The organism is Enterobacter sp. RHBSTW-01064 (genome assembly GCF_014103035.1).
Taxonomy (GTDB): Bacteria; Pseudomonadota; Gammaproteobacteria; order Enterobacterales; family Enterobacteriaceae; genus Enterobacter; species Enterobacter mori.
Map to the genome: position 1 here is coordinate 107931 of NZ_JABXOU010000002.1, position 21612 is coordinate 129542.

The 21612-nt window shown below is 55.7% G+C and carries 15 protein-coding genes; 4 read left to right on the forward strand and 11 right to left on the reverse strand.

Going from position 1 to position 21612, the window contains the following annotated elements; translation table 11 throughout:
- Positions 1–37: 37 nt before the first annotated feature.
- The gene (cysI, locus tag HV355_RS06465; RefSeq protein ID WP_089601195.1) at positions 38–1750 is read right to left on the reverse strand and encodes an assimilatory sulfite reductase (NADPH) hemoprotein subunit; all 1713 of its coding nucleotides are present in this window, start codon (positions 1748–1750) and stop codon (positions 38–40) included.
- On the reverse strand, positions 1750–3555 hold the full coding sequence (gene cysJ, locus HV355_RS06470) for an NADPH-dependent assimilatory sulfite reductase flavoprotein subunit (RefSeq protein WP_182401338.1): 1806 nt from the start codon (positions 3553–3555) through the stop codon (positions 1750–1752). The genes cysI and cysJ overlap by 1 nt, the downstream gene beginning before the upstream one ends.
- A gap of 306 nt (positions 3556–3861) precedes the next feature.
- On the opposite strand from cysJ, the gene queD reads away from it, so the two are divergent.
- Positions 3862–4224: a 6-carboxytetrahydropterin synthase QueD gene (gene queD / locus HV355_RS06475; RefSeq protein ID WP_010434567.1), complete on the forward strand. Its 363-nt coding sequence runs from the start codon at positions 3862–3864 to the stop codon at positions 4222–4224.
- Positions 4225–4310: 86 nt separating this feature from the next.
- Here the strand turns inward: queD and queE are convergent, their stop codons facing one another.
- Genes queE through HV355_RS06490 form a run of 3 tightly spaced genes read right to left on the reverse strand, consistent with a single transcriptional unit; the run spans position 4311 to position 7303 of the window.
- The gene (queE, locus tag HV355_RS06480) at positions 4311–4982 is read right to left on the reverse strand and encodes a 7-carboxy-7-deazaguanine synthase QueE (RefSeq protein WP_182401340.1); all 672 of its coding nucleotides are present in this window, start codon (positions 4980–4982) and stop codon (positions 4311–4313) included.
- A 54-nt stretch (positions 4983–5036) separates the two neighbouring features.
- Positions 5037–5744 (reverse strand): N-acetylmannosamine-6-phosphate 2-epimerase, encoded by a 708-nt coding sequence (locus HV355_RS06485; protein WP_182401342.1) that lies wholly within the window; start codon positions 5742–5744, stop codon positions 5037–5039.
- Positions 5744–7303 carry a PTS transporter subunit EIIC gene (locus tag HV355_RS06490; RefSeq protein WP_182401344.1) on the reverse strand — a complete coding sequence of 520 codons (1560 nt, stop codon included), beginning with the start codon at positions 7301–7303 and terminating at the stop codon, positions 5744–5746. Before HV355_RS06490 ends, HV355_RS06485 begins: the two co-directional genes overlap by 1 nt.
- Positions 7304–7468: 165 nt before the next feature.
- Between HV355_RS06490 and HV355_RS06495 the strand changes: the two genes are divergently transcribed.
- Together HV355_RS06495 and HV355_RS06500 are read left to right on the forward strand one after the other, a co-directional pair.
- Positions 7469–8293, forward strand: coding sequence for a MurR/RpiR family transcriptional regulator (locus HV355_RS06495; protein WP_010434594.1), 825 nt, complete (start codon positions 7469–7471; stop codon positions 8291–8293).
- Positions 8294–8641: 348 nt separating this feature from the next.
- Positions 8642–9751: an SDR family oxidoreductase gene (locus tag HV355_RS06500; RefSeq protein ID WP_182401346.1), complete on the forward strand. Its 1110-nt coding sequence runs from the start codon at positions 8642–8644 to the stop codon at positions 9749–9751.
- A gap of 53 nt (positions 9752–9804) precedes the next feature.
- Here HV355_RS06500 and eno read toward each other — a convergent pair whose 3' ends face one another.
- The 5 genes from eno to rlmD all read right to left on the reverse strand — a co-directional run bounded on the left by eno (position 9805) and on the right by rlmD (position 17489).
- The gene (gene eno, locus HV355_RS06505; protein ID WP_010434599.1) at positions 9805–11103 is read right to left on the reverse strand and encodes a phosphopyruvate hydratase; all 1299 of its coding nucleotides are present in this window, start codon (positions 11101–11103) and stop codon (positions 9805–9807) included.
- Between the two features lie 82 nt (positions 11104–11185).
- Entirely contained in the window at positions 11186–12823 is a 1638-nt protein-coding gene (pyrG, locus tag HV355_RS06510) for a CTP synthase (glutamine hydrolyzing) (RefSeq protein WP_010434601.1), read from the reverse strand.
- 223 nt (positions 12824–13046) lie between these two features.
- Complete coding sequence (gene mazG / locus HV355_RS06515; RefSeq protein WP_108416369.1) at positions 13047–13838, reverse strand: nucleoside triphosphate pyrophosphohydrolase; 792 nt, start codon at positions 13836–13838, stop codon at positions 13047–13049.
- Between the two features lie 69 nt (positions 13839–13907).
- On the reverse strand, positions 13908–16139 hold the full coding sequence (gene relA, locus HV355_RS06520; protein WP_148400650.1) for a GTP diphosphokinase: 2232 nt from the start codon (positions 16137–16139) through the stop codon (positions 13908–13910).
- A gap of 51 nt (positions 16140–16190) precedes the next feature.
- Complete coding sequence (gene rlmD / locus HV355_RS06525; protein ID WP_182401348.1) at positions 16191–17489, reverse strand: 23S rRNA (uracil(1939)-C(5))-methyltransferase RlmD; 1299 nt, start codon at positions 17487–17489, stop codon at positions 16191–16193.
- A 59-nt stretch (positions 17490–17548) separates the two neighbouring features.
- On the opposite strand from rlmD, the gene barA reads away from it, so the two are divergent.
- Positions 17549–20308 carry a two-component sensor histidine kinase BarA gene (gene barA, locus HV355_RS06530; RefSeq protein WP_108416367.1) on the forward strand — a complete coding sequence of 920 codons (2760 nt, stop codon included), beginning with the start codon at positions 17549–17551 and terminating at the stop codon, positions 20306–20308.
- A gap of 94 nt (positions 20309–20402) precedes the next feature.
- Here barA and HV355_RS06535 read toward each other — a convergent pair whose 3' ends face one another.
- A complete protein-coding gene (locus HV355_RS06535) occupies positions 20403–21542 on the reverse strand; it encodes a glycerate kinase (protein ID WP_182401350.1) in 1140 nt (379 codons plus the stop codon).
- Positions 21543–21612: the final 70 nt, after the last annotated feature.

Below are 21612 nucleotides of genomic sequence, written 5' to 3' on the forward strand. Positions count from 1 at the left end.
GGCCCGGTAAGCGAAGCGCCACCGGGCAAAGGATGGGTTACTCCCAGAAATCCCGTGCGGGATCGAGCACCGGGCGAATGATGCCCGCACGCACCGTAAAGTCGCCGAAGCCTTCACCCGCTTCGCGCTCTTTCGCCCAGCGCCCGACAAGCTCGTCAATGGAATCGAGAATTTCCGGTTCCGTAATATTTTCACGGTACATACGCGGAATGCGCGTCCCCATACGGTTGCCGCCAAGGTGCACGTTGTAACGACCCGGCGCTTTGCCCACCAGACCCAGCTCAGCCAGCATCGCACGACCGCAGCCGTTCGGGCAGCCGGTGACGCGCATCACAATATGCTCGTCCGGAATACCGTGTTTTTCCAGAATCGCTTCTACCTTGTCAGTAAATGACGGCAGGAAACGTTCCGCTTCGGCCATCGCCAGCGGGCAGGTCGGGAACGACACGCAGGCCATCGAGTTTTCACGCTGCGGTTTAACCGCATTCATCAACCCATGATCGCGCGCCAGCTTCTCGATTTTAGCCTTCTGGCTCTCCGGCACGCCGGCAATGATGAGATTCTGGTTGGCGGTAATGCGGAACTCGCCTTTATGGATCTTAGCAATTTCCAGCAGACCGGTTTTCAGCGGGCGTCCCGGATAATCCAGAATACGACCGTTTTCAATAAACAGCGTCAGGTGCCATTTATTGTCGATACCTTTCACCCAGCCAATGCGATCGCCGCGACCGGTGAATTCGTAAGGGCGGATCGGCTCAAACTTGATGCCTGCGCGACGCTCCACTTCCTCTTTGAACGTCTCTACGCCCACGCGCTCCAGGGTGTATTTGGTTTTCGCGTTTTTACGGTCGGTACGGTTGCCCCAGTCGCGCTGGGTGGTGACTACCGCTTCCGCCACGGCCAGCGTGTGCTCCAGCGGCAGGAAGCCGAACTCGCTCGCGGTGCGGGCATAGGTTTTCTTGTTACCGTGCTCAATGGACAGGCCGCCGCCCACCAGCAGGTTAAAGCCGATCAGCTTGCCGTTTTCGGCAATCGCCACGAAGTTCATGTCGTTGGCGTGCAGGTCGATATCGTTCTGCGGCGGGATCACGACAGTAGTTTTAAACTTACGCGGCAGATAGGTCTGGCCAAGGATCGGTTCTTCGTCCGTGGTCGCGACTTTTTCCTGATCGAGCCAAATCTCTGCGTAGGCGCGCGTGCGCGGCAGCAGGTGCTCAGAGATCTTCTTCGCCCACTCATACGCTTCGGCGTGCAGCTCGGACTCATACGGGTTCGAGGTGCAAAGCACGTTACGGTTCATGTCGTTGGCGGTTGCCAGCGCGTCCAGCCCGACCGAGTGCAGCATCTGGTGCACCGGCTTCACGTTCTTCTTCAGAATGCCGTGGAACTGGAAGGTCTGACGATTGGTCAGGCGGATGCTGCCGTAAATCGTGTTTTCACCCGCGAACTTGTCGATGGCCTGCCACTGTTTGGTGGTGATCACCCCGCCCGGCAGACGGCAGCGCAGCAGCATCGCGTGACGCGGCTCCAGCTTCTGTTCTGCACGCTCGGCGCGGATGTCGCGGTCGTCCTGCTGATACATACCGTGGAAGCGGATCAGCAGGAAGTTGTCGCCTTTGAAACCGCCGGTCAGACCGTCATTCAAATCTTCGGCAATGGTACCGCGCAGGTAGTTGCTCTCTACCTTCATGCGCTCGGCATCAGTCAGTTTGCCTTCGACCACCAGTGGGCCGGGATGTTTTTCGCTCATTAGTAGACATCTCGCTGATAACGGCGCTCTACGCGCAGCTCACTTAAAAATTCATCCGCCGTTTCGGCATCCATACCACCGAATTCGGCAATCACTTCCAGCAGTGCCTGCTCAACGTCCTTCGCCATGCGATTGGCGTCGCCGCAGACATAAATGTGGGCACCGTCATTGATCCAGCGCCACAGCTCTGCGCCCTGTTCGCGCAGTTTGTCTTGTACGTATACTTTTTCTTTCTGGTCGCGGGACCAGGCCAGATCGATGCGGGTCAGTACGCCTTCTTTAACATAGCGCTGCCATTCAACCTGGTAGAGGAAATCTTCGGTAAAGTGCGGGTTGCCGAAGAACAGCCAGTTTTTACCCGGCGCTTCATCTGCCGCGCGCTGTTGCATAAAGGCGCGGAACGGCGCAATACCGGTGCCTGGGCCAATCATGATAACCGGCGTTTCCGGGTTCGCAGGCAGGCGGAAGTTGTCGTTGTGCTCAATGAAGACGCGCACTTCGCCCTCTTCTTCCACGAGATCCGCCAGGAAACTTGATGCCCCACCCGCACGGGCGCGGCCTTCGATGTCGTAGCGCACCACGCCGACGGTAACATGCACTTCGCTCTCCACTTCAGCCTGCGAAGAGGCGATGGAGTACAGGCGCGGGGTCAGCGGACGCAGCAGGCCGATCAGCGCATCGGCATCCAACTGAGCCGGAGAGAAACGCACCATATCGACAATTGGCGTCGTTGCGGCGTAATGCTGCAGTTTCGCTTTGTCGCCCACCAGCGGCAGCAGGGATTCGCTGCGCGTTAAGGTGGCGTAATTTTCGACGATATTCGGGGTGTTCACCGTCAGCTCGAAATGCCACTGCAGCGCCTCAGAAAGCGGCTGGGTTTTGCCGTCAACGGAGACAGGCTCGTCACCCTTCAGCCACAGCAGCTCAACCAGCTCTTTCACCAGCGCCGGATCGTTCTGATACCAGATACCCAGCGCATCGCCCGGCTGATAGCGCAGGCCAGAGTCGCCGAGATCGATCTCGATATGGCGCACGTCTTTTTCAGAGTCGCGTCCGGTAATTTTCTGGTTCACCGACAGGCTCGCCGTCAGCGGCGCCTCTTTGGTGTACGGGCTAGTGTGGATGTCGTTGACGGCACCCGTCGCGGTGAACGCAGCCTGCGCCGACGTCTCTTTCGGCACCCGCGCTTTTAACACCTCAACGATGCGCGCGCGCCATTCGGCGGCGGCGGGCTGGTATTCAACATCCGCATCTACGCGGTCCAGCAGGCGCTCCGCGCCCAGCTCCGCCAGCTTGCTGTCGAAGTCTTTACCGGACTGGCAGAAGAATTCATAGGAAGTATCGCCAAGGCCGAACACGGCAAAAGCCGTGCCGTCCAGCTTCGGCGCTTTTTTCGAGAACAGGAACTTGTGCAGCGCCACCGCTTCTTCAGCGGGTTCACCTTCGCCCTGCGTTGAGGCCACAACCACCAGCAGTTTTTCTGACGCGATTTGTTTGAATTTATAATCCCCGGCGTTGACCAGGTTCACGTTCAGTTTAGCGGCGAGCAGGTCATCACGCAGCGCTTCGGCCACGCGGCGGGCGTTACCCGTTTGCGAGGCGGAAATGAGCGTAATGGCAGGAATTTCAACGGCCGTTGCCGGTGCACCCACCACAGCGCCAGGCTGCTGATTGAGCATTCCCCAGAAATAACCGGAGACCCAGGCAAGCTGAGTGGGAGAAAAATCAGAGGTGGCAGCCTGAAGGCGCGCCAGTTGCTCCGGGTTCAGGGGAAGCAAATTTGAAGGTGGGGCCTGTGTTGTCATGCGTCGTTATGTTCCAGTAGCCAAGCGGACTTTAAGCGAATAAATCCAAACTGAAGATAAGGTTAACGGCGAGGATAATAACAATTAAAGAAGGGATGGAAATAATAAATAACCAAATGGACTAACCTGTTTTACTTATCGTTCTTAACAGTAAAAGCGATTAATTAACTTATTGAAATGTAATACGAAAATTCACAAAAAAAGGGCATGTCGCGGCTCAATACCTATTGAGCCGTTTTAGTTAATGCTAAAAAATGTGCTTTCCGGTACTATGCGGCGGTTTTTTCCGCATTACTGAGAGCGATCATGTCCACCACACTGTTTAAAGATTTCACCTTCGAAGCCGCCCACCACCTTCCGCATGTCCCTGAAGGGCATAAATGTGGCCGTCTGCACGGGCACTCGTTTATGGTGCGTCTTGAGATCACCGGTGAAGTCGATCCGCATACCGGTTGGATCATGGATTTTGCCGAGCTGAAGGCGGCGTTTAAGCCGACCTACGATCGTCTGGATCACTACTACCTGAATGATATCCCGGGCCTTGAAAACCCGACCAGCGAAGTACTGGCGAAATGGATTTGGGATCAGATGAAGCCGCTGGTGCCGCTGCTGAGCGCGGTGATGATCAAAGAGACCTGTACGGCAGGCTGCGTGTATCGCGGGGAGTGATGCTTGCCGGGTGGCGCTAACGCTTACCCGGCCTACAAGAGCCTCGAACCGTAGTCCCGGTAAGCGCTAGCGCCACCGGGCTTTTTTTATGCAATATTCAGGTACTTGTGCGTTTGCATCGACAGGCGCCAGTTACGCGCAATACAGGTTTCAATGCACAGGCGCGTCGCGTCGTCTTTCTGGCTGATCGGCTGTAGCGCAATGACGCGCTGCTTTTCATCGGTCAGCGTTGCCAGCAGTTCATCCAGCGCTTCGATATCACGCACGCGCCCTACCGGGTGCTTAATCTCATCCGCGCGTTCCAGCGCCTGAGACAGCACGTCATACCCGCCGCGCATATTCACTTTTGGCGATACCGTCACCCAGGTCGTGTGCGAACAGCGCACTTCATGGGTGCCGCTGGTTTCAATCTGGCAGCTGTAGCCGTTCTTTTCGAGCAGCTCGGTCAGCGGCGTCAGATCGTGGATGCAGGGTTCACCGCCGGTGATCACCACGTGGCGCGCCGTCCAGCCCTGACGACGAATAATGGCCAGCAGATCTTCTGGACTGCCCGCGCCCCACTTATCGCTCTCTTTGGTTTTCGCCAGTATGCTAAACAGCGACACTTCCCGATCTGCGAGCTTATCCCACGTATGTTTGGTATCACACCAGGCACAGCCAACCGGGCATCCCTGTAAACGAATGAAAATAGCGGGAACACCGGTAAAGTAACCCTCGCCTTGCAGGGTCTGGAACATCTCGTTAATCGGGTACTGCATAGTCATCTCAGTAAAGGGGATAAACGATAAGTATCGCAGATCCCCGCCGGATGGTCATGCTCCATCGGTGCTTTGCGCGCCAATCGCCGCCATAAAACGCTCGGTAATTTGCTGTGGACGGGTGATCGCGCCGCCGACAACGACCGTATGCGCGCCCAGCGCCAGACATCTGGCCGCGCGTTCAGGCGTATCCACGTTGCCTTCGGCAACCACGGGAACCGTCACGGCAGACAGCACGGCCTTCAGGAACGCGCAGTCATTCTCCGGAAGCGAATGGCCCACCGTTTCCGCCGTATAGCCGTAAAGCGTAGTGCCGACACAGTCAAAGCCAAGCGTCTGCGCCGTCACGGCTTCGCCCACGGTGGCGATATCCGCCATCAGCATTACCGCGGGATACCGTGAGCGGATGCGCGTGACCAGCGTTTCCAGGGATTCCCCACCGGGTCGTTCCCGCGCCGTCGCATCAAGCGCTATGATTTCCGGCGAGACGCTCATCAGCTCATCCACCTCTTTCATCGTGGCGGTGATAAACACCTCGCTTTCCGGGTAATCCCGTTTGATGATGCCGATGACCGGCAAAGAGACCTGCTGTTTAATGGCCGCGATATCCACCACGCTGTTGGCACGAATGGCGGCGGCCCCGCCCTGCGCCGCCGCCAGCGCCATCCGCGACATAATAAACGGGCTATGCAGCGGTTCATTCTCAAGCGCCTGACAGGAGACGACCAGTTTTCCCTTCAGGTTATCCAGTACAGTTTTCATTACGATAAGATCTCTTCCACTTCGTTTTTGATAATCGTGACGTGCGGGCCATAAATGACCTGAACACCGTTGCCGCGCACGATAACGCCGCGCGCGCCGGTGGCTTTCAGCGCCGCGTCATTCACTTTGCTGCCGTCCTTCACCGTGACGCGAAGACGCGTAGCGCAGCAGTCCACCTCTTCCAGATTCTCTTTTCCGCCTAATCCAGCGATCACCGCAACGGCGCGCTCGCTCTGCGAAAAAGTCACTTCATTGGCCATCGCCTCCTTTTCCCGACCCGGCGTGGCAAAATCGAAGCGGTTAATCAGGTAGCGGAAGGTGAAGTAGTAAAGGAAGAACCACGGCACACCGACCAGCGGAACGAACATCCAGTGGGTTTTGGCCTCCCCCTGCAAAATGCCGAACAGCACGAAGTCAATAAAACCGCCGGAGAAGGTTTGTCCGATGGTGATATGCAGCATGTGTGCGAGCATGAACGCCAGCCCGTCAAACAGCGCATGAATGACGTAAAGCACCGGCGCAATAAACAGGAAGGAGAACTCGATGGGCTCTGTAATCCCGGTCAGGAACGAGGTTAACGCCGCAGAGAGCAGCAGCCCGGCAACGCGCTTTTTGTTCTCCGGTTTTGCCGTGTGGTACATCGCCAGACACGCGCCGAGCAGGCCAAACATCATCGTAATAAAGCGCCCGGACATGAAACGTGACGTGCCTTCGTAAAACTGACGCGTGGTAGGATCGGCCAACTGGGCGAAGAAGATCCGCTGTGTGCCCTCAACCAGGTGACCGTTGACAATCTCACTGCCGCCGAGGGCGGTGGTCCAGAACGGCAGATAGAAGATATGGTGCAAACCAAACGGGCCCAGCATGCGTAAAATGAAGCCGTACAGCAGGGTGCCCAGATAACCGGTGGCATCCACCAGCCCGCCGAGACCAAAAATCAGTTTCTGGAAATGCGGCCAGACCACGGTCATGAGCGCGCCGACGAGTATCGCCGCCAGCGAGCTGATAATGGGGACAAAGCGCGAGCCGCCAAAGAAACCGAGGAACTGCGGAAGCGCAATTTTATTAAACCGATGATGGAGCGTGCAGGTCACCAGACCAATCACCACGCCGCCAAACACGCCGGTTTCCAGCGTCTGAATCCCCAGCGTCATGCCCTGCCCGACAGCGCCCGGGTTCTCGTGCGCCAGTTTTCCGGTGAGGATCAGCAGCGCGTTGATGGTGGCATTCATCACCAGAAACGCGAGCAGCGCCGCCAGCCCGGCCGTGCCCTTATCGCTTTTTGCCAACCCGACGGCAACCCCAACGGCAAACAGCACCGAGAGGTTCGCAAAGACAATTGAACCGGCGCTGCTCATGATGGTGAAAATGGCCTGAAGCCAGCCCACATCTAAAAACGGATAAGCCGCCAGCGTATTGGGATTTGATAACGCGCCGCCTATCCCGAGCAGCAGACCCGCCGCGGGCAACACGGCAATGGGCAACATAAAGGATTTACCAAAGCGCTGCGCTTTTTCAAACCATCCCCCCGCAGAAGCGCCACTGAACATTTGCATCATTTTTTCATCTCCCCATCGATTGATGAAAATTTTTACCATATAAATATTCTTAAGTGAAAATTATCATCAAAAACCAGGAAGCCGATCATACTTTTTCAAAATGACTGGCATCTTTCCCCTCCTTTCCGCCACACTAGTCGCAGCGAAACACATTAAGGACGTGGCATGTCGGACCATGAAAATCTGCTGCTGAAGCTCCGCCAGGAGGCTTCCGGGTACAGCCCAACGCAACAAAAACTCGGCGAGTTTGTCCTCAGCGATCCTGCCCGGGTGCTCTACCTGACGATCACTGAACTGGCACGCGAGAGCCACACCAGCGAGGCCAGCGTCACGCGCCTTTGCCGGACGCTGGGCTGCAAGGGCTATAACGAATTTAAAATGGCGCTTGCGCTGGATATACAGCAGGGCCAGCCCGCGCGTCAGGCAGGGGATGAGATTGATAACGTCGTGGATGAGTCGGTGCAGGCTTTGCAGGATACCGCCCGACTTCTCGACCGCACGCTGCTTGAAAAGGCAGCGCTGGCGCTGCATCAGGCCCAATCCGTGCAGATTTATGGCGTCGCGGCCAGCGCCATCCTCGGGGAGTACCTGCATTACAAGCTATTGCGGCTGGGCAAACCTGCACAGCTGTTTAGCGATATGCACCGCGCAGCCATGAATGCGACAACGCTTTCGAAAGAGACGCTCGTTGTGGCCATCTCCAGCTCGGGTTCAACGCGGGATTTACTCCACGTGGTGAAGCTTGCCCGCAAGCGCGGCGTTAAGGTGCTGGCACTCAGCAATACGCCCCGCAGCCCGCTGGCATCCCTGAGCGACATGCAGCTGGTGGCCGCAAAACCAGAGGGTCCCCTTAGCGCAGGCGCGCTCAATGCTAAGGTTGGGGTGATGCTGCTGGTCGAGCTGCTGACCACGTCCATGATTGCGCTGGATGGTCATTACGGCGACGTCAGCCAACAAACAGCCAGCGCCACGCTTCCCCTTTTGCTCTGAAAAACATTCGCAGGCTAAATAAATCGGCCTGCGAATAATTTTAGTTAAGTGGTGTTTAACTCATTTATTTGGTAAATGTTTGGTGTAACAAATTATTATATTTATTACATTTTGAATTAAGTTCATCATTTGACATCAACCCTATAAAAACCATAAAATTCAATGAATTGAAATTTATATTTTTATATAATGAATCTTTACCCTTCTATTAATGTCCAATATCTCCACCCAATTTCCCTTCCTTAAAATAAGCTTAAGACGCCATTCATTTCGGCGTTTTATTATTTAAATGCGGTTTACTTTTGCGCGCCTACAATCCGCCTCATCAATCATAATGAGACGGTATTAATGAAGATGCTATTGATTACAGGCGTGACCGGATTTCTGGGTGGTGCAGTTCTTGAAAAAATCCTGACCAACGATCACTCCGTAGAACTCCTTTTGCTTGCGCGCGCCGGCGATCCGCAGAGCGGGCTGGAGCGCGTGCTGGAGAACATGCGCAAGTTCAACGTGCCTGAGGACAAACTGGCCTCCCTGAGCGTGGATAATATCCTGACTGGCGACCTCAGCCAGCCAGAGGCCTTTCTGAACGATCCCCGTCTGGATCGCGTCACGCATGTCGTTAACTGTGCGGCTGTCGCCTCATTTGGTAATAACCCACTGATCTGGAAGGTCAACGTTGAAGGTACGCTCGCGCTGGCGCGCCGTATGGAGCAGGTCGCAGGACTACAGCGTTTCCTCCACGTCGGCACCGCAATGTCATGCACGCCGGAGCAGGATTCACTGGTCGCCGAAAGCGCTGAATTCAGAGAGAATGCTGAACACCTGGTGGAATACACGTTTTCGAAGTCAACCATCGAACAGCTGATGCGCCAGGAGTGCCCGAACCTGCCGCTGCTCATCGCCCGTCCGTCCATCGTCGTCGGCCATACCCGTCATGGCTGCACGCCGTCGAGCAGCATTTTCTGGGTCTTTAGCATGGGCCTGATGCTGCAGAAGTTTATGTGCTCAATGGAGGACCGAATCGACGTTGTTCCGGTGGATTATTGCGCCGACGCGATGTTAATGCTGCTCAACAGCAACGTTCGTCCGGGGGAAGTGGTACATATTTCTGCGGGAGAAGAGAACAGCGTTCGCTTTGCAGATATCGATCGGGCAATGGCGCTGGCGCTGGAGAAAGCCCCCGTCGGTGATAAATATGCGCAGGTCAGCTACGAAACGCTGGTCAGAATGCGCCGCGAGTTAAAACATATTTTTGGCCCGTGCAACGAACGTCTGATGCTGAAAGCCATGCGTTTATACGGTGCGTTTGCCACGCTTAACGTGCGCTTCAGCAACGATAAGCTGCTTAGCATGGGGATGCCAAAGCCACCGCGGTTTACGGATTACATCGCCCGCTGCGTGCAAACCACCCAGGGGTTGACCATTCCGGAGCAAATGGCGGTTGATTTTAAATAGCCAAAAAAAATGCCAGTCATTCGACTGGCATTTTCATTTTAAGGCTTAAGCAATTATGCCTGGCCTTTGATCTCTTTCAGACCGTTGTATGGTGCTTTTTCGCCCAGTGCTTCTTCGATACGAATCAGCTGGTTGTATTTAGCAACACGGTCAGAACGGCTCATAGAACCAGTTTTGATCTGGCCTGCAGCGGTACCCACAGCCAGGTCAGCAATGGTAGCGTCTTCAGTTTCGCCAGAACGGTGAGAGATAACAGCGGTGTAGCCAGCGTCTTTCGCCATTTTGATCGCAGCCAGAGTTTCGGTCAGAGAACCGATCTGGTTGAATTTGATCAGGATGGAGTTAACGATGCCTTTCTCGATGCCTTCTTTCAGGATCTTGGTGTTGGTTACGAACAGATCGTCACCAACCAGCTGGATTTTGTCGCCCAGTACTTTGGTCTGGTATGCGAAGCCAGCCCAGTCAGACTCGTCCAGACCGTCTTCGATAGACACGATTGGGTACTGTTTGGTCAGGTCTTCCAGGAAGTGAGTGAACTCTTCGGAGGTGAACGCTTTGTTGCCTTCGCCAGCCAGAACGTATTTACCGTCTTTGTAGAATTCAGATGCTGCACAGTCCATCGCCAGGGTGATGTCTTTGCCCAGCTCGTAGCCTGCTGCTTTAACTGCTTCAGCGATTACAGCCAGAGCTTCTGCGTTAGAACCCAGGTTTGGCGCATAGCCACCTTCGTCACCAACAGCAGTGTTCATACCTTTAGCTTTCAGAACTTTAGCCAGGTTGTGGAACACTTCAGAACCCATACGTACTGCTTCTTTCAGGGATTTCGCGCCAACTGGCTGAATCATGAATTCCTGAATATCAACGTTGTTGTCTGCGTGCTCACCACCGTTGATGATGTTCATCATTGGTACAGGCATGGAGTATTTGCCTGGGGTGCCGTTCAGTTCAGCGATGTGCTCGAACAGTGGCTGGCCTTTCGCTGCTGCTGCTGCTTTGGCGTTCGCCAGGGAAACAGCCAGGATTGCGTTCGCACCGAAGTTAGATTTGTTTTCAGTACCGTCCAGATCGATCATGATCTTGTCGATGCCAGCCTGGTCTTTGGCGTCTTTGCCAAGGATTGCCTGAGCAATAGGACCGTTTACAGCGCCAACCGCTTTCAGTACGCCTTTGCCCAGGAAGCGGGATTTGTCGCCATCGCGCAGTTCCAGCGCTTCGCGGGAACCAGTAGAAGCACCTGATGGAGCAGCAGCCATACCAACGAAACCACCTTCCAGGTGAACTTCGGCTTCAACGGTCGGGTTACCACGGGAGTCGATGATTTCACGACCGATGACTTTAACGATTTTGGACATTAGATTTTCCTCAGTACAAGTTAAACTAAAACTCCAGACAAACAACGCGTACCAGAGGTACGCGTTGCCGTTCTAACTTTTTTTACTTCGCCTGACGCTTCTGGTAGTCGCTGGCGGCCTTCACAAAGCCTGCAAACAGCGGATGCCCGTCGCGCGGCGTAGAAGTAAATTCCGGGTGGAATTGGCAGGCAACGAACCATGGATGGTTAGGCACCTCGATGATCTCGACTAACTGATCATCCCCGGAACGGCCCGCAACACGCAGACCCGCAGCTTCAATCGGTTTCAACAACATGTTGTTGACTTCATAGCGGTGACGATGGCGCTCGGTGATGGTTGGCTCGCCATAAAGCTTGCGAACCACGCTATCGTCGGACAGCTGGCAGGCCTGTGCGCCAAGACGCATAGTGCCACCCAGATCGCTCTTCTCGGTACGGACTTCGACGTTACCTTCTTCGTCGCGCCATTCAGTGATAAGCGCCACTACAGGGTACTTACAGTCTGGCACAAATTCCGTAGAGTTCGCGTTTTCCATTCCCGCTACGTTGCGCGCAAATTCGATCAGCGCAACCTGCATACCCAGGCAGATGCCGAGGTATGGAATATTGTTTTCACGCGCATAGCGTGCGGTGGCGATCTTGCCTTCTACACCACGGTAGCCGAAGCCGCCAGGGATGAGAATCGCATCCAGATCTTTCAGAATTTCGACGCCACGCGTTTCAACATCCTGCGAGTCAATCAGCTTGATGTTCACGGAGACGCGGTTCTTCAGACCACCGTGCTTCAGCGCTTCGATGACTGACTTATAGGCGTCCGGCAGTTCAATGTACTTGCCGACCATACCGATAGTCACTTCACCCGCCGGATTGGCTTCTTCGTAAATAACCTGTTCCCATTCAGACAGGTTAGCTTCCGGACAGTTCAAGCTGAATCGTTTACAAATATAATCGTCCAGGCCCTGTGATTTCAACAGGCCCGGGATTTTATAAATGGAATCGACGTCTTTCATTGAAATAACGGCTTTTTCAGGCACGTTACAGAACAATGCAATTTTCGCACGTTCGTTCGCTGGAACCGCGCGATCGGAGCGGCAAACCAGGATGTCTGGCTGAATACCGATGGAGAGCAGTTCTTTTACTGAGTGCTGAGTCGGCTTGGTTTTCACTTCACCTGCGGCGGCCATGTACGGCACCAGGGTCAGGTGCATGAACAGCGCGTGCTCACGACCAATATCGACAGCCAGCTGACGAATCGCTTCAAGGAATGGCAGGGATTCAATATCACCTACGGTTCCGCCGATTTCGACCAGCACCACGTCGTGGCCTTCGCCGCCCGCAACGATGCGTTCTTTGATGGCGTTAGTGATGTGTGGGATAACCTGAACAGTTGCCCCCAGGTAGTCACCGCGGCGCTCTTTACGCAGAACGTCTGAGTAGATGCGGCCAGTCGTGAAGTTGTTACGACGGGTCATTTTGGTACGGATGAAACGCTCGTAGTGGCCAAGATCCAGATCGGTTTCAGCGCCGTCTTCAGTAACGAACACTTCCCCGTGTTGGATTGGGCTCATGGTGCCCGGATCGACGTTGATGTACGGATCCAGTTTCATCATGGTCACATTGAGGCCACGGGCTTCAAGAATGGCTGCGAGGGAGGCTGCGGCAATGCCTTTACCCAGAGAGGATACGACCCCGCCGGTCACAAAAATATAGTTCGTTGTCATGCTGAACCTGAGAAGTTAGGGTGAAACGATGGAATAACCAGGACGGGAAAGTAGTATACCCGAACACGGCGAGCGCCACAAACTTTCATTCTCCGTCTCCATTCCAGGCCATGACAAACATAAGGAGTGAGAAAATAGCCCCTTTTGGGTAAATGTTTTTGACGCAAATCAAGCGCTTGTCATTTAAAAAATCACACAAATTGCGCTTGATCGCAAAATCTCTTTAGAGATCATGTTCCTGGCGTTTTACTTCCTGCCAGACTTCTTCCATAGCTTCGAGGTCGATTCCGGTCATTTCCAGGCCGCGTGAGGCCACAATCCGCTCAACTTCGCGAAAGCGTCGCTCGAACTTAATGTTGGCTTTTTGCAGGGCGGTTTCCGCTTTTACACCCAAATGGCGCGAAAGATTGACGGTAGCGAAAAGCAGGTCGCCCATCTCCTCTTCCAGCTTTGCTTCATCCACAACCGCCTGCTGCGCTTCATGCATCACTTCGTCGATCTCTTCATGCACTTTATCCAGCACCGGCCCCAGGGAGTCCCAGTCGAAACCCACGGCGGAGCAGCGTTTCTGGATTTTATGCGCGCGCATCAGCGCGGGCAGACTTAGCGGAATATCATCCAGCGCAGAGTGCTGGGATTTTTCGGCCCGTTCGGCGCTTTTTATCTGCTCCCAGCGAGCCAGCACTTCCGCGCTGTTGCCTGCGGTGGCATCGCCAAAAATATGCGGATGGCGGCGCTCCAGCTTGTCGCTGATGGCAGCGCAGATGTCGTCAAAGTTAAAGCGACCTTCTTCTTGCGCCATCTGCGCATAGAACACCACCTGGAACAGCAGATCGCCCAGCTCACCGCGCAGGTCGTCAAAATCCTCGCGTGAAATGGCGTCCAGCACTTCATAGGTTTCTTCGAGGGTGTACGGGGCGATGGTCGCGAAAGTCTGCTCCTTGTCCCACGGGCAGCCGTTTTCCGGGTCGCGCAGGCGTTTCATGATGCCGAGCAGGCGGTCGATTTGAGTCATGGTTTTGTCCTGAGAAAAAAATGCCGGGTGGCGGCTTACGCCTTACCCGGCCTACAAAAGAGAGAAATCTTATCCGCCGTGCAGACGACGCGCGTCAATCACATCCGGTACCTGGTTCAGTTTGCCGAGCACGCGGCCCAGCACCTGCAGGTTGTAGATTTCGATGGTCATATCGATGGTGGCAAGCTGCTCGCGGGTATCGCTGCGGCTGGCAACGCCCAGCACGTTAACCTTCTCGTTGGCGAGAATGGTCGTGATGTCGCGCAGCAGGCCGCTGCGGTCATTGGCGCTGACGCGCACCACCAGCGAGTAGCCTGCGGAGTAGCTTTCGCCCCAGACCGCTTCCACGATGCGCTCCGGCGCATGTGACTGCAGCTCTGCAAGCTGGTCACAGTCTGAACGGTGGATCGAAATCCCGCGCCCCTGAGTGATAAAGCCAACGATATCGTCACCTGGAATAGGCTGGCAGCAGCGGGCAATGTGGTGCATCAGATTGCCCACGCCTTCCACGACCACCCGGCCGTTATCTTTGCTGCGCTGCTGCGGCGCATGGGTTTTCTGCTGCAGCTGCTTCAGCGCTGCCGCATCCTGCTCCGCCGCACTTGGCTTGTTGAACTGCGCCTGCAGGAAGTTCACCATCTGATTCAGACGGATATCTCCGCCGCCAATGGCCGCTAACAGTTCGTCAAGCTCGTTGAAGTTGTAGCGTGGCAGCAGGAATTTCTCCGCCTCTTTCAGGCTGATCCCCACATGCTCCAGTTCGTCATCCAGGATCTGGCGACCGGCAAGGATGTTTTTATCGCGATCCTGCTTGCGGAACCAGGCATGGATCTTGGAGCGCCCGCGGCTGGTGGTGACGTAGCCCAGGTTCGGGTTCAGCCAGTCGCGGCTCGGGTTGGGCTGCTTCTGGGTGATGATCTCAATCTGGTCCCCCATCTGCAGCTGATAGGTGAAGGGCACGATTCGTCCGCCGATTTTCGCCCCGATGCAGCGGTGCCCCACATCGCTATGGATGTGGTAGGCGAAGTCGAGCGGCGTGGAGCCTGCGGGCAGGTCGACAACGTCCCCTTTCGGGGTAAAGACGTAGACCCGGTCGTCGAAGACCTGGCTGCGCACTTCATCGAGCATTTCGCCGGAATCAGCCATCTCTTCCTGCCACGCTATCAGCTTACGCAGCCAGGCGATGCGGTCTTCGTGGCCAGAACGCGCGCCGCCGGACGTACCCTCTTTGTATTTCCAGTGCGCGGCCACGCCCAGCTCGGCATCTTCGTGCATCTGTTTGGTGCGGATCTGGATCTCAACCGTTTTGCCGCCGGGGCCAAGCACCACGGTATGAATAGACTGGTAGCCGTTCGGTTTCGGGTTCGCCACATAGTCGTCGAACTCGTCCGGCAGGTGGCGGAAGTGAGTATGTACTATCCCCAGCGCGGCGTAGCAGTCCTGCAGACGCTCCGCCACAATACGCACGGCGCGCACGTCAAACAGCTCGTCAAAGGCGAGGTGTTTCTTCTGCATTTTGCGCCAGATGCTGTAGATGTGCTTAGGTCGACCGTAGACTTCGGCGCGCACATTCTCTTCTTTCATTGACTGACGCAGCCCGCTGACAAACTCGTCGATGTAGTGTTCACGATCGATACGGCGTTCATGCAGAAGTTTGGCAATGCGCTTGTATTCCGCCGGGTGCAGATAGCGGAAGCAGTAATCTTCCAGCTCCCATTTCAGCTGACCGATACCTAAGCGGTTCGCCAGCGGCGCATAGATATTTGTACACTCCTTGGCGGCAAGGACGCGCTCGTCTTCCGGCGCATCCTTCACTTCGCGCAGGTGCGCAATACGTTCGGCAAGCTTGATGACCACGCAGCGGAAGTCATCCACCATGGCCAGCAGCATTCGCCGGACGTTATCAACCTGTTCTGAGGAGACGGAATCGGTATGGGCAGCTTTAAGCTGGCGGATGGCCGCCATATCGCGCACGCCGTGGATCAGCGCAACGACCGAGGTTCCGACGCTGTCACGCAGCACGTCTTCGCTGACCACGTCAGCATCGGCGAGCGGAAACAGAAGCGCGGCCTGCAGCGTTTCGATATCCATGTTCAGCATGGAGAGAATTTCGACCATTTCGATGCCGCGCCACAACAGCAGCTCGGCGTCAGGATGTCCCTGCGTGGTGCGTAGACAATAGGCCCAGGTTTCGGTTAAGCGTTCACACGACTGCTGGCTGGAAATCCCCAGACTTGCGATCCATTTTTGAGGGTCAAACTCACCAGCTTTATTAAGATGTGCACTTCTTACCGCAACCATCGTCCTCTCCTTTAGGGACCAGGGCCTGTCGAAGTCGACAAGCCAAACAAATTAGATGTGCTCAAACAACGCCATCGATTCCAGATGTCCAGTGTGCGGGAACATGTCCAGCATTGCCAGACGCTGAATCTGGTAACCCGCACTGATTAATGCCTCGCTGTCCCGGGCAAGCGTCGCCGGGTTACAGGAAACATAGACCACACGCTTCGGCGCGAGTTTAATAATATGTGCCATTACGCCCGGAGCACCGGCACGTGCCGGGTCGAGCAAAATTTTATCAAAGCCCTGCTTCGCCCACGGCTGTTGAGTCACATCTTCCTCAAGGTTTTGATGAAAAAATGTCACATTTTGCAAGCCATTCTGTAGGGCGTTTTCCTGTCCTTTGGCGACCAGCGCCTCAACGCCTTCCACACCCACCACGTTTGCCGCTTTCTGCGCCAGGGGCAGCGTGAAATTACCCATACCGCAGAAGAGATCGAGCACCCGGTCGGTCGGCTGGATATCCAGCCAGTCCAGCGCTTTTTCAATCATCTGCTGATTCACGCCGTCATTGACCTGGATAAAATCCCGCGGGCTGAACGTTAAGCGTAGCCCGTTTGACGCATACCAGGGAGCCTCTCCCGTAACCTGCTCAAGTATCTCGCTTTGTGGTGCCAGGAAAAGCGCAAGCTTGTGGGAATGCGAAAAGCGTTCCAGTTTTTCGCGATCTTTTTCAGACAGCGGCGCAGTATGGCGCAGCACCATCAGCGGGCCGTTGTTAGCCAGAACCAGTTCCACATGTCCGAGATGGCGAACCCCTTCGAGCCTGGACAGACACTGGTGCACATCAGGGAGCAATGCCTCAAGTTGGGGCACCAAAACAGGGCACTGCTTTATATCCACGATATCGCTGGCGCTGGCTTTACGAAATCCCATCTCCAGCCGCTCGGTTTTTGGCTGATAACTCAGGCTCAGGCGCGCGCGCCGACGGTAGCCCCATGGCTGCCCGGCGATAATCTCGTTAACCTCGTGCTTAAGCTGACGCGCCAGCGCGCTGCTTTTACTTTTTTGCTGTAAAACTACGCTGGCATGCTGTTGCTGGCAGCCCCCGCAGACGCCAAAATGGGGGCAGCGAGGCACTTCGCGTTCCGGGCTATCGCTCAGTCGGCGCTTTACCTGGCCGCGCGCGTACTGGCGTTTATCTTCCGTCAGCGTAATTTCTGCTCGTTCTGATGGCAGCAAACCTGTTATAAACAGTGTCTTACCATTGTGCCGCGCCACCCCCTGACCAAAGGGATCGAGGTCCGTGGCTTCAACAGTTATGATCTGACGCGTCGTCACGCGTCGCTTTGCAGAGTAGAATTGCGCCATCGCTGAGATTTTTCTCACATATAAACATAATTGTCCTAATTGTCCCATAACGGAACGCCATGACCAACTACAGCCTGCGTGCACGCATGATGATTTTGATCCTCGCCCCCACCGTATTGATCGGTTTGCTGCTGAGTATCTTCTTTGTGGTGCATCGCTATAACGATTTGCAGCGACAGCTGGAAGACGCCGGAGCCAGCATTATCGAACCGCTGGCGGTCTCCAGCGAGTACGGGATGAACCTGCAAAACCGGGAATCCATTGGTCAGTTAATTAGCGTCCTGCATCGTCGTCACTCGGACATCGTGCGGGCTATCTCCGTTTATGATGAAAACAACCGTCTGTTTGTTACCTCGAATTTTCACCTTGACCCGACGTCCCTGAAAATTCCTGACGGCACGCCGTTCCCGCGCCATCTCACCGTATTGCGGCGAGGGGATATTATGATCCTGCGCACGCCAATCATCTCCGAAAGCTATTCTCCTGATGAATCCGCTCAGTCTGAAGCCAAATCCAGCAACAACATGCTGGGATATGTGGCGCTGGAGTTGGATCTCAAGTCAGTCCGACTGCAGCAGTACAAAGAAATATTTATCTCCGGCGTGATGATGCTCTTCTGTATCGGCATTGCGCTGATTTTCGGCTGGCGACTGATGCGCGATGTGACGGGGCCGATTCGAAACATGGTCAACACCGTTGACCGTATCCGTCGCGGCCAACTCGACAGCCGCGTAGAAGGGTTTATGTTGGGCGAGCTGGATATGCTGAAAAACGGCATCAACTCAATGGCGATGTCGCTGGCGGCGTATCATGAAGAGATGCAGCACAACGTTGACCAGGCCACCTCCGACCTGCGCGAAACGCTGGAGCAAATGGAGATTCAGAACGTCGAGCTGGATCTGGCGAAAAAACGCGCCCAGGAAGCCGCGCGCATTAAATCCGAATTCCTTGCCAATATGTCACACGAGCTGAGAACCCCGCTGAACGGCGTGATCGGCTTTACCCGTCTGACGCTGAAAAGCGAGCTTAACCCCACCCAGCGCGACCACCTGCACACTATCGAACGTTCGGCCAACAACCTGCTGGCGATCATTAACGACGTGCTGGACTTCTCGAAGCTGGAGGCAGGCAAGCTGATCCTCGAGAGTATTCCGTTCCCGCTGCGCGGCACGCTGGATGAAGTTGTGACGCTGCTTGCGCATTCGTCACACGATAAGGGGCTGGAGCTGACGCTCAATATCAAAAACGACGTGCCGGATAACGTCATTGGTGACCCGCTGCGTCTGCAGCAGGTCATCACCAATCTGGTGGGTAACGCGATCAAGTTTACCGAGAGCGGCAATATCGACATTCTTGTCGAAAAACGGGCGCTCAGTAATAACAAGGTACAGATTGAGGTGCAGATCCGCGATACCGGTATCGGCATACCGGAGCGCGATCAGTCGCGTCTGTTCCAGGCATTCCGTCAGGCGGATGCCAGTATTTCCCGCCGCCACGGGGGAACCGGCCTGGGGCTGGTGATCACCCAAAAACTGGTAAAAGAGATGGGCGGCGATATCTCCTTCCACAGCCAGCCTAACCGGGGTTCGACCTTCTGGTTCCATATCAATCTCGATCTCAACCCGAACGTCATGACCGATGGGCCAGTGACCGACTGCCTGAAAGGGATGCGTCTGGCCTACGTTGAGCCAAATGCCGCAGCGGCACAGTGCACGCTGGACGTGTTAAGCACCACGCCGCTGGAGGTTGTCTACAGTCCGACCTTCTCTGCGCTTGCCGTTGAGCACTACGATATCCTGCTGATGGGGATCCCGGTCACCTTTACGGGCGAACTGACCATGCAGCAGGAGCGCCTGGCGAAAGCGGCATCAATGACCGATTACCTGCTGCTGGCCCTGCCTTGCCATGCACAAATTAACGCCGAAGAGCTGAAAAACGACGGGGCCGCCGCCTGCCTGCTCAAACCGCTCACGGCCACACGCCTGCTGCCAGCGCTCACTGAATACTGTCGTCTGAGCCAGCACGCGCTGCCGCTCGTCAGCGACGAGCAAAAGCTGCCGATGAGCGTGATGGCGGTGGACGATAACCCGGCAAACCTGAAGCTGATTGGCGTGCTGCTGGAGGATCAGGTTCAGCACGTGGAACTGTGTACCAGCGGTGCGCAGGCAGTGGAACAGGCTAAACAGATGCAGTTCGATTTGATTCTGATGGATATTCAGATGCCGGGTATGGACGGTATTCGCGCCTGCGAGCTTATCCGCCAGCTCCCGCATCAGCAGCAAACGCCGGTGATTGCGGTGACCGCGCACGCCATGGCCGGACAGAAAGAAAAATTGCTGAGCGCCGGGATGAATGATTATCTGGCCAAGCCTATCGACGAAGAGAAACTGCATAGCCTGCTGGTGCGCTACAAACCGGGGCATATTGGCGGGACGTACACGGTTGCAACAGAATCGCCGGAGATTAGCGTCAATCAGAATGCCACCTTCGACTGGTCGCTGGCGCTGCGCCAGGCGGCAGGGAAAACCGATTTAGCCCGCGACATGTTGCAGATGCTGGTCGACTTCCTTCCGGAAATCCGTAATAAAGTTGAAGAACAGCTGGTGGGAGAAAACCCTGAAGAACTGCTGGAAGCCATCCACAAGCTGCACGGCAGCTGCGGCTACAGCGGGGTGCCGCGGTTGAAGAACCTTTGTCAGTTGCTGGAGCAACAGTTACGCGCCGGTACGCCAGAATCCGAGCTTGAACCCGAGTTTCTGGAGCTGCTGGATGAAATGGATAACGTGACGCGGGAAGCGATGAAGGTGTTGGGGAGCTGATAGAAAAGCCCGGTGGCGCTACGCTTACCGGGCCTACAATTGCGGGTGCGGCCTGATGCCCTCACTCCGCCCTCTCCCTGTGGGAGAGGGAGAACTACATTCCCTGCCCCACTTTCAGCGCCGCCGCGATATTCCTTGCGGCCATCCTGACATTCTCGCTGGCATTTTCCAGCGCATCCTCCAGTGAACAGATGGTGTAAATCACGCTAAACACGGCGTCAATACCGTGCTTATGCACCACACCGACATCCGCCGTCAGGCTGCCCGCAATCCCGATAACCGGTTTGTTAAAGCGTTTTGCGACTTTCGCCACGCCAACGGGCACTTTTCCGTGGATTGTCTGACTGTCGATGCGGCCTTCACCGGTGATCACTAAGTCAGCATCGGCGACCTGATCCGCGAGATGCAAGGCATCGGTGACGATCTCAATCCCCTGACGCAGCTGAGCGCCGCAAAAGGCATATAACGCGGCCCCCATCCCGCCCGCCGCACCGCCGCCGGACAGGTTCAGAACGTCGATATCCAGATCGCGGGCGATAACCTGCGCATAATGGGCAAGCGCGTTGTCCAGAGTGACAATCATCTCTGGCGTCGCCCCCTTCTGCGGGCCAAACACCGCAGTGGCTCCCTCCTCCCCCGTTAACGGGTTGGTGACATCGCAGGCAACCTCAATCCGGCACGCTTTCAGCCGTTTATCGAGACCGGTAAGGTCAATATGTGCCAGCGTGGCAAGTTCGCCACCCCCAAGTCCGACAGGCTTCTGAGCGGCATCCAGCAATTTCGCGCCCAGCGCCTGGACCATGCCCGCACCGCCGTCGTTGGTGGCACTGCCGCCAATGCCGATAATGATATGCTTAACGCCCGCGTCCAGCGCATGACGGATGAGCTCGCCGGTTCCCCACGAGGTCGTTTTCAGCGGGTTGCGCTGCGAAGGTGGCACAAGCTCCAGACCGCTCGCCGCCGCCATTTCAATAAACGCACTTTGATCGTCACCGGATAACCCGTAGAACCCTTCGACAGGCTCCCCCAGCGGACCTGTCACCGGGACATGAATGATTCGCCCCTGAGTGGCCGCAACCATCGCCTCAACGGTGCCTTCGCCCCCATCGGCAACCGGTAATTTTACGTAGTTAGCCGAGGGAAAAATCTCGCGAAAGCCGCGTTCTATCGCTGTCGCTACCTCAAGAGCACTCAAACTTTCCTTATACGAGTCCGGTGCGATAACAATTTTCATAAGCCATCCTTACGCATAGTCATTACGTTAAGCATACACCACGTAAACGACCGCCCATGGGAGCGGTCCC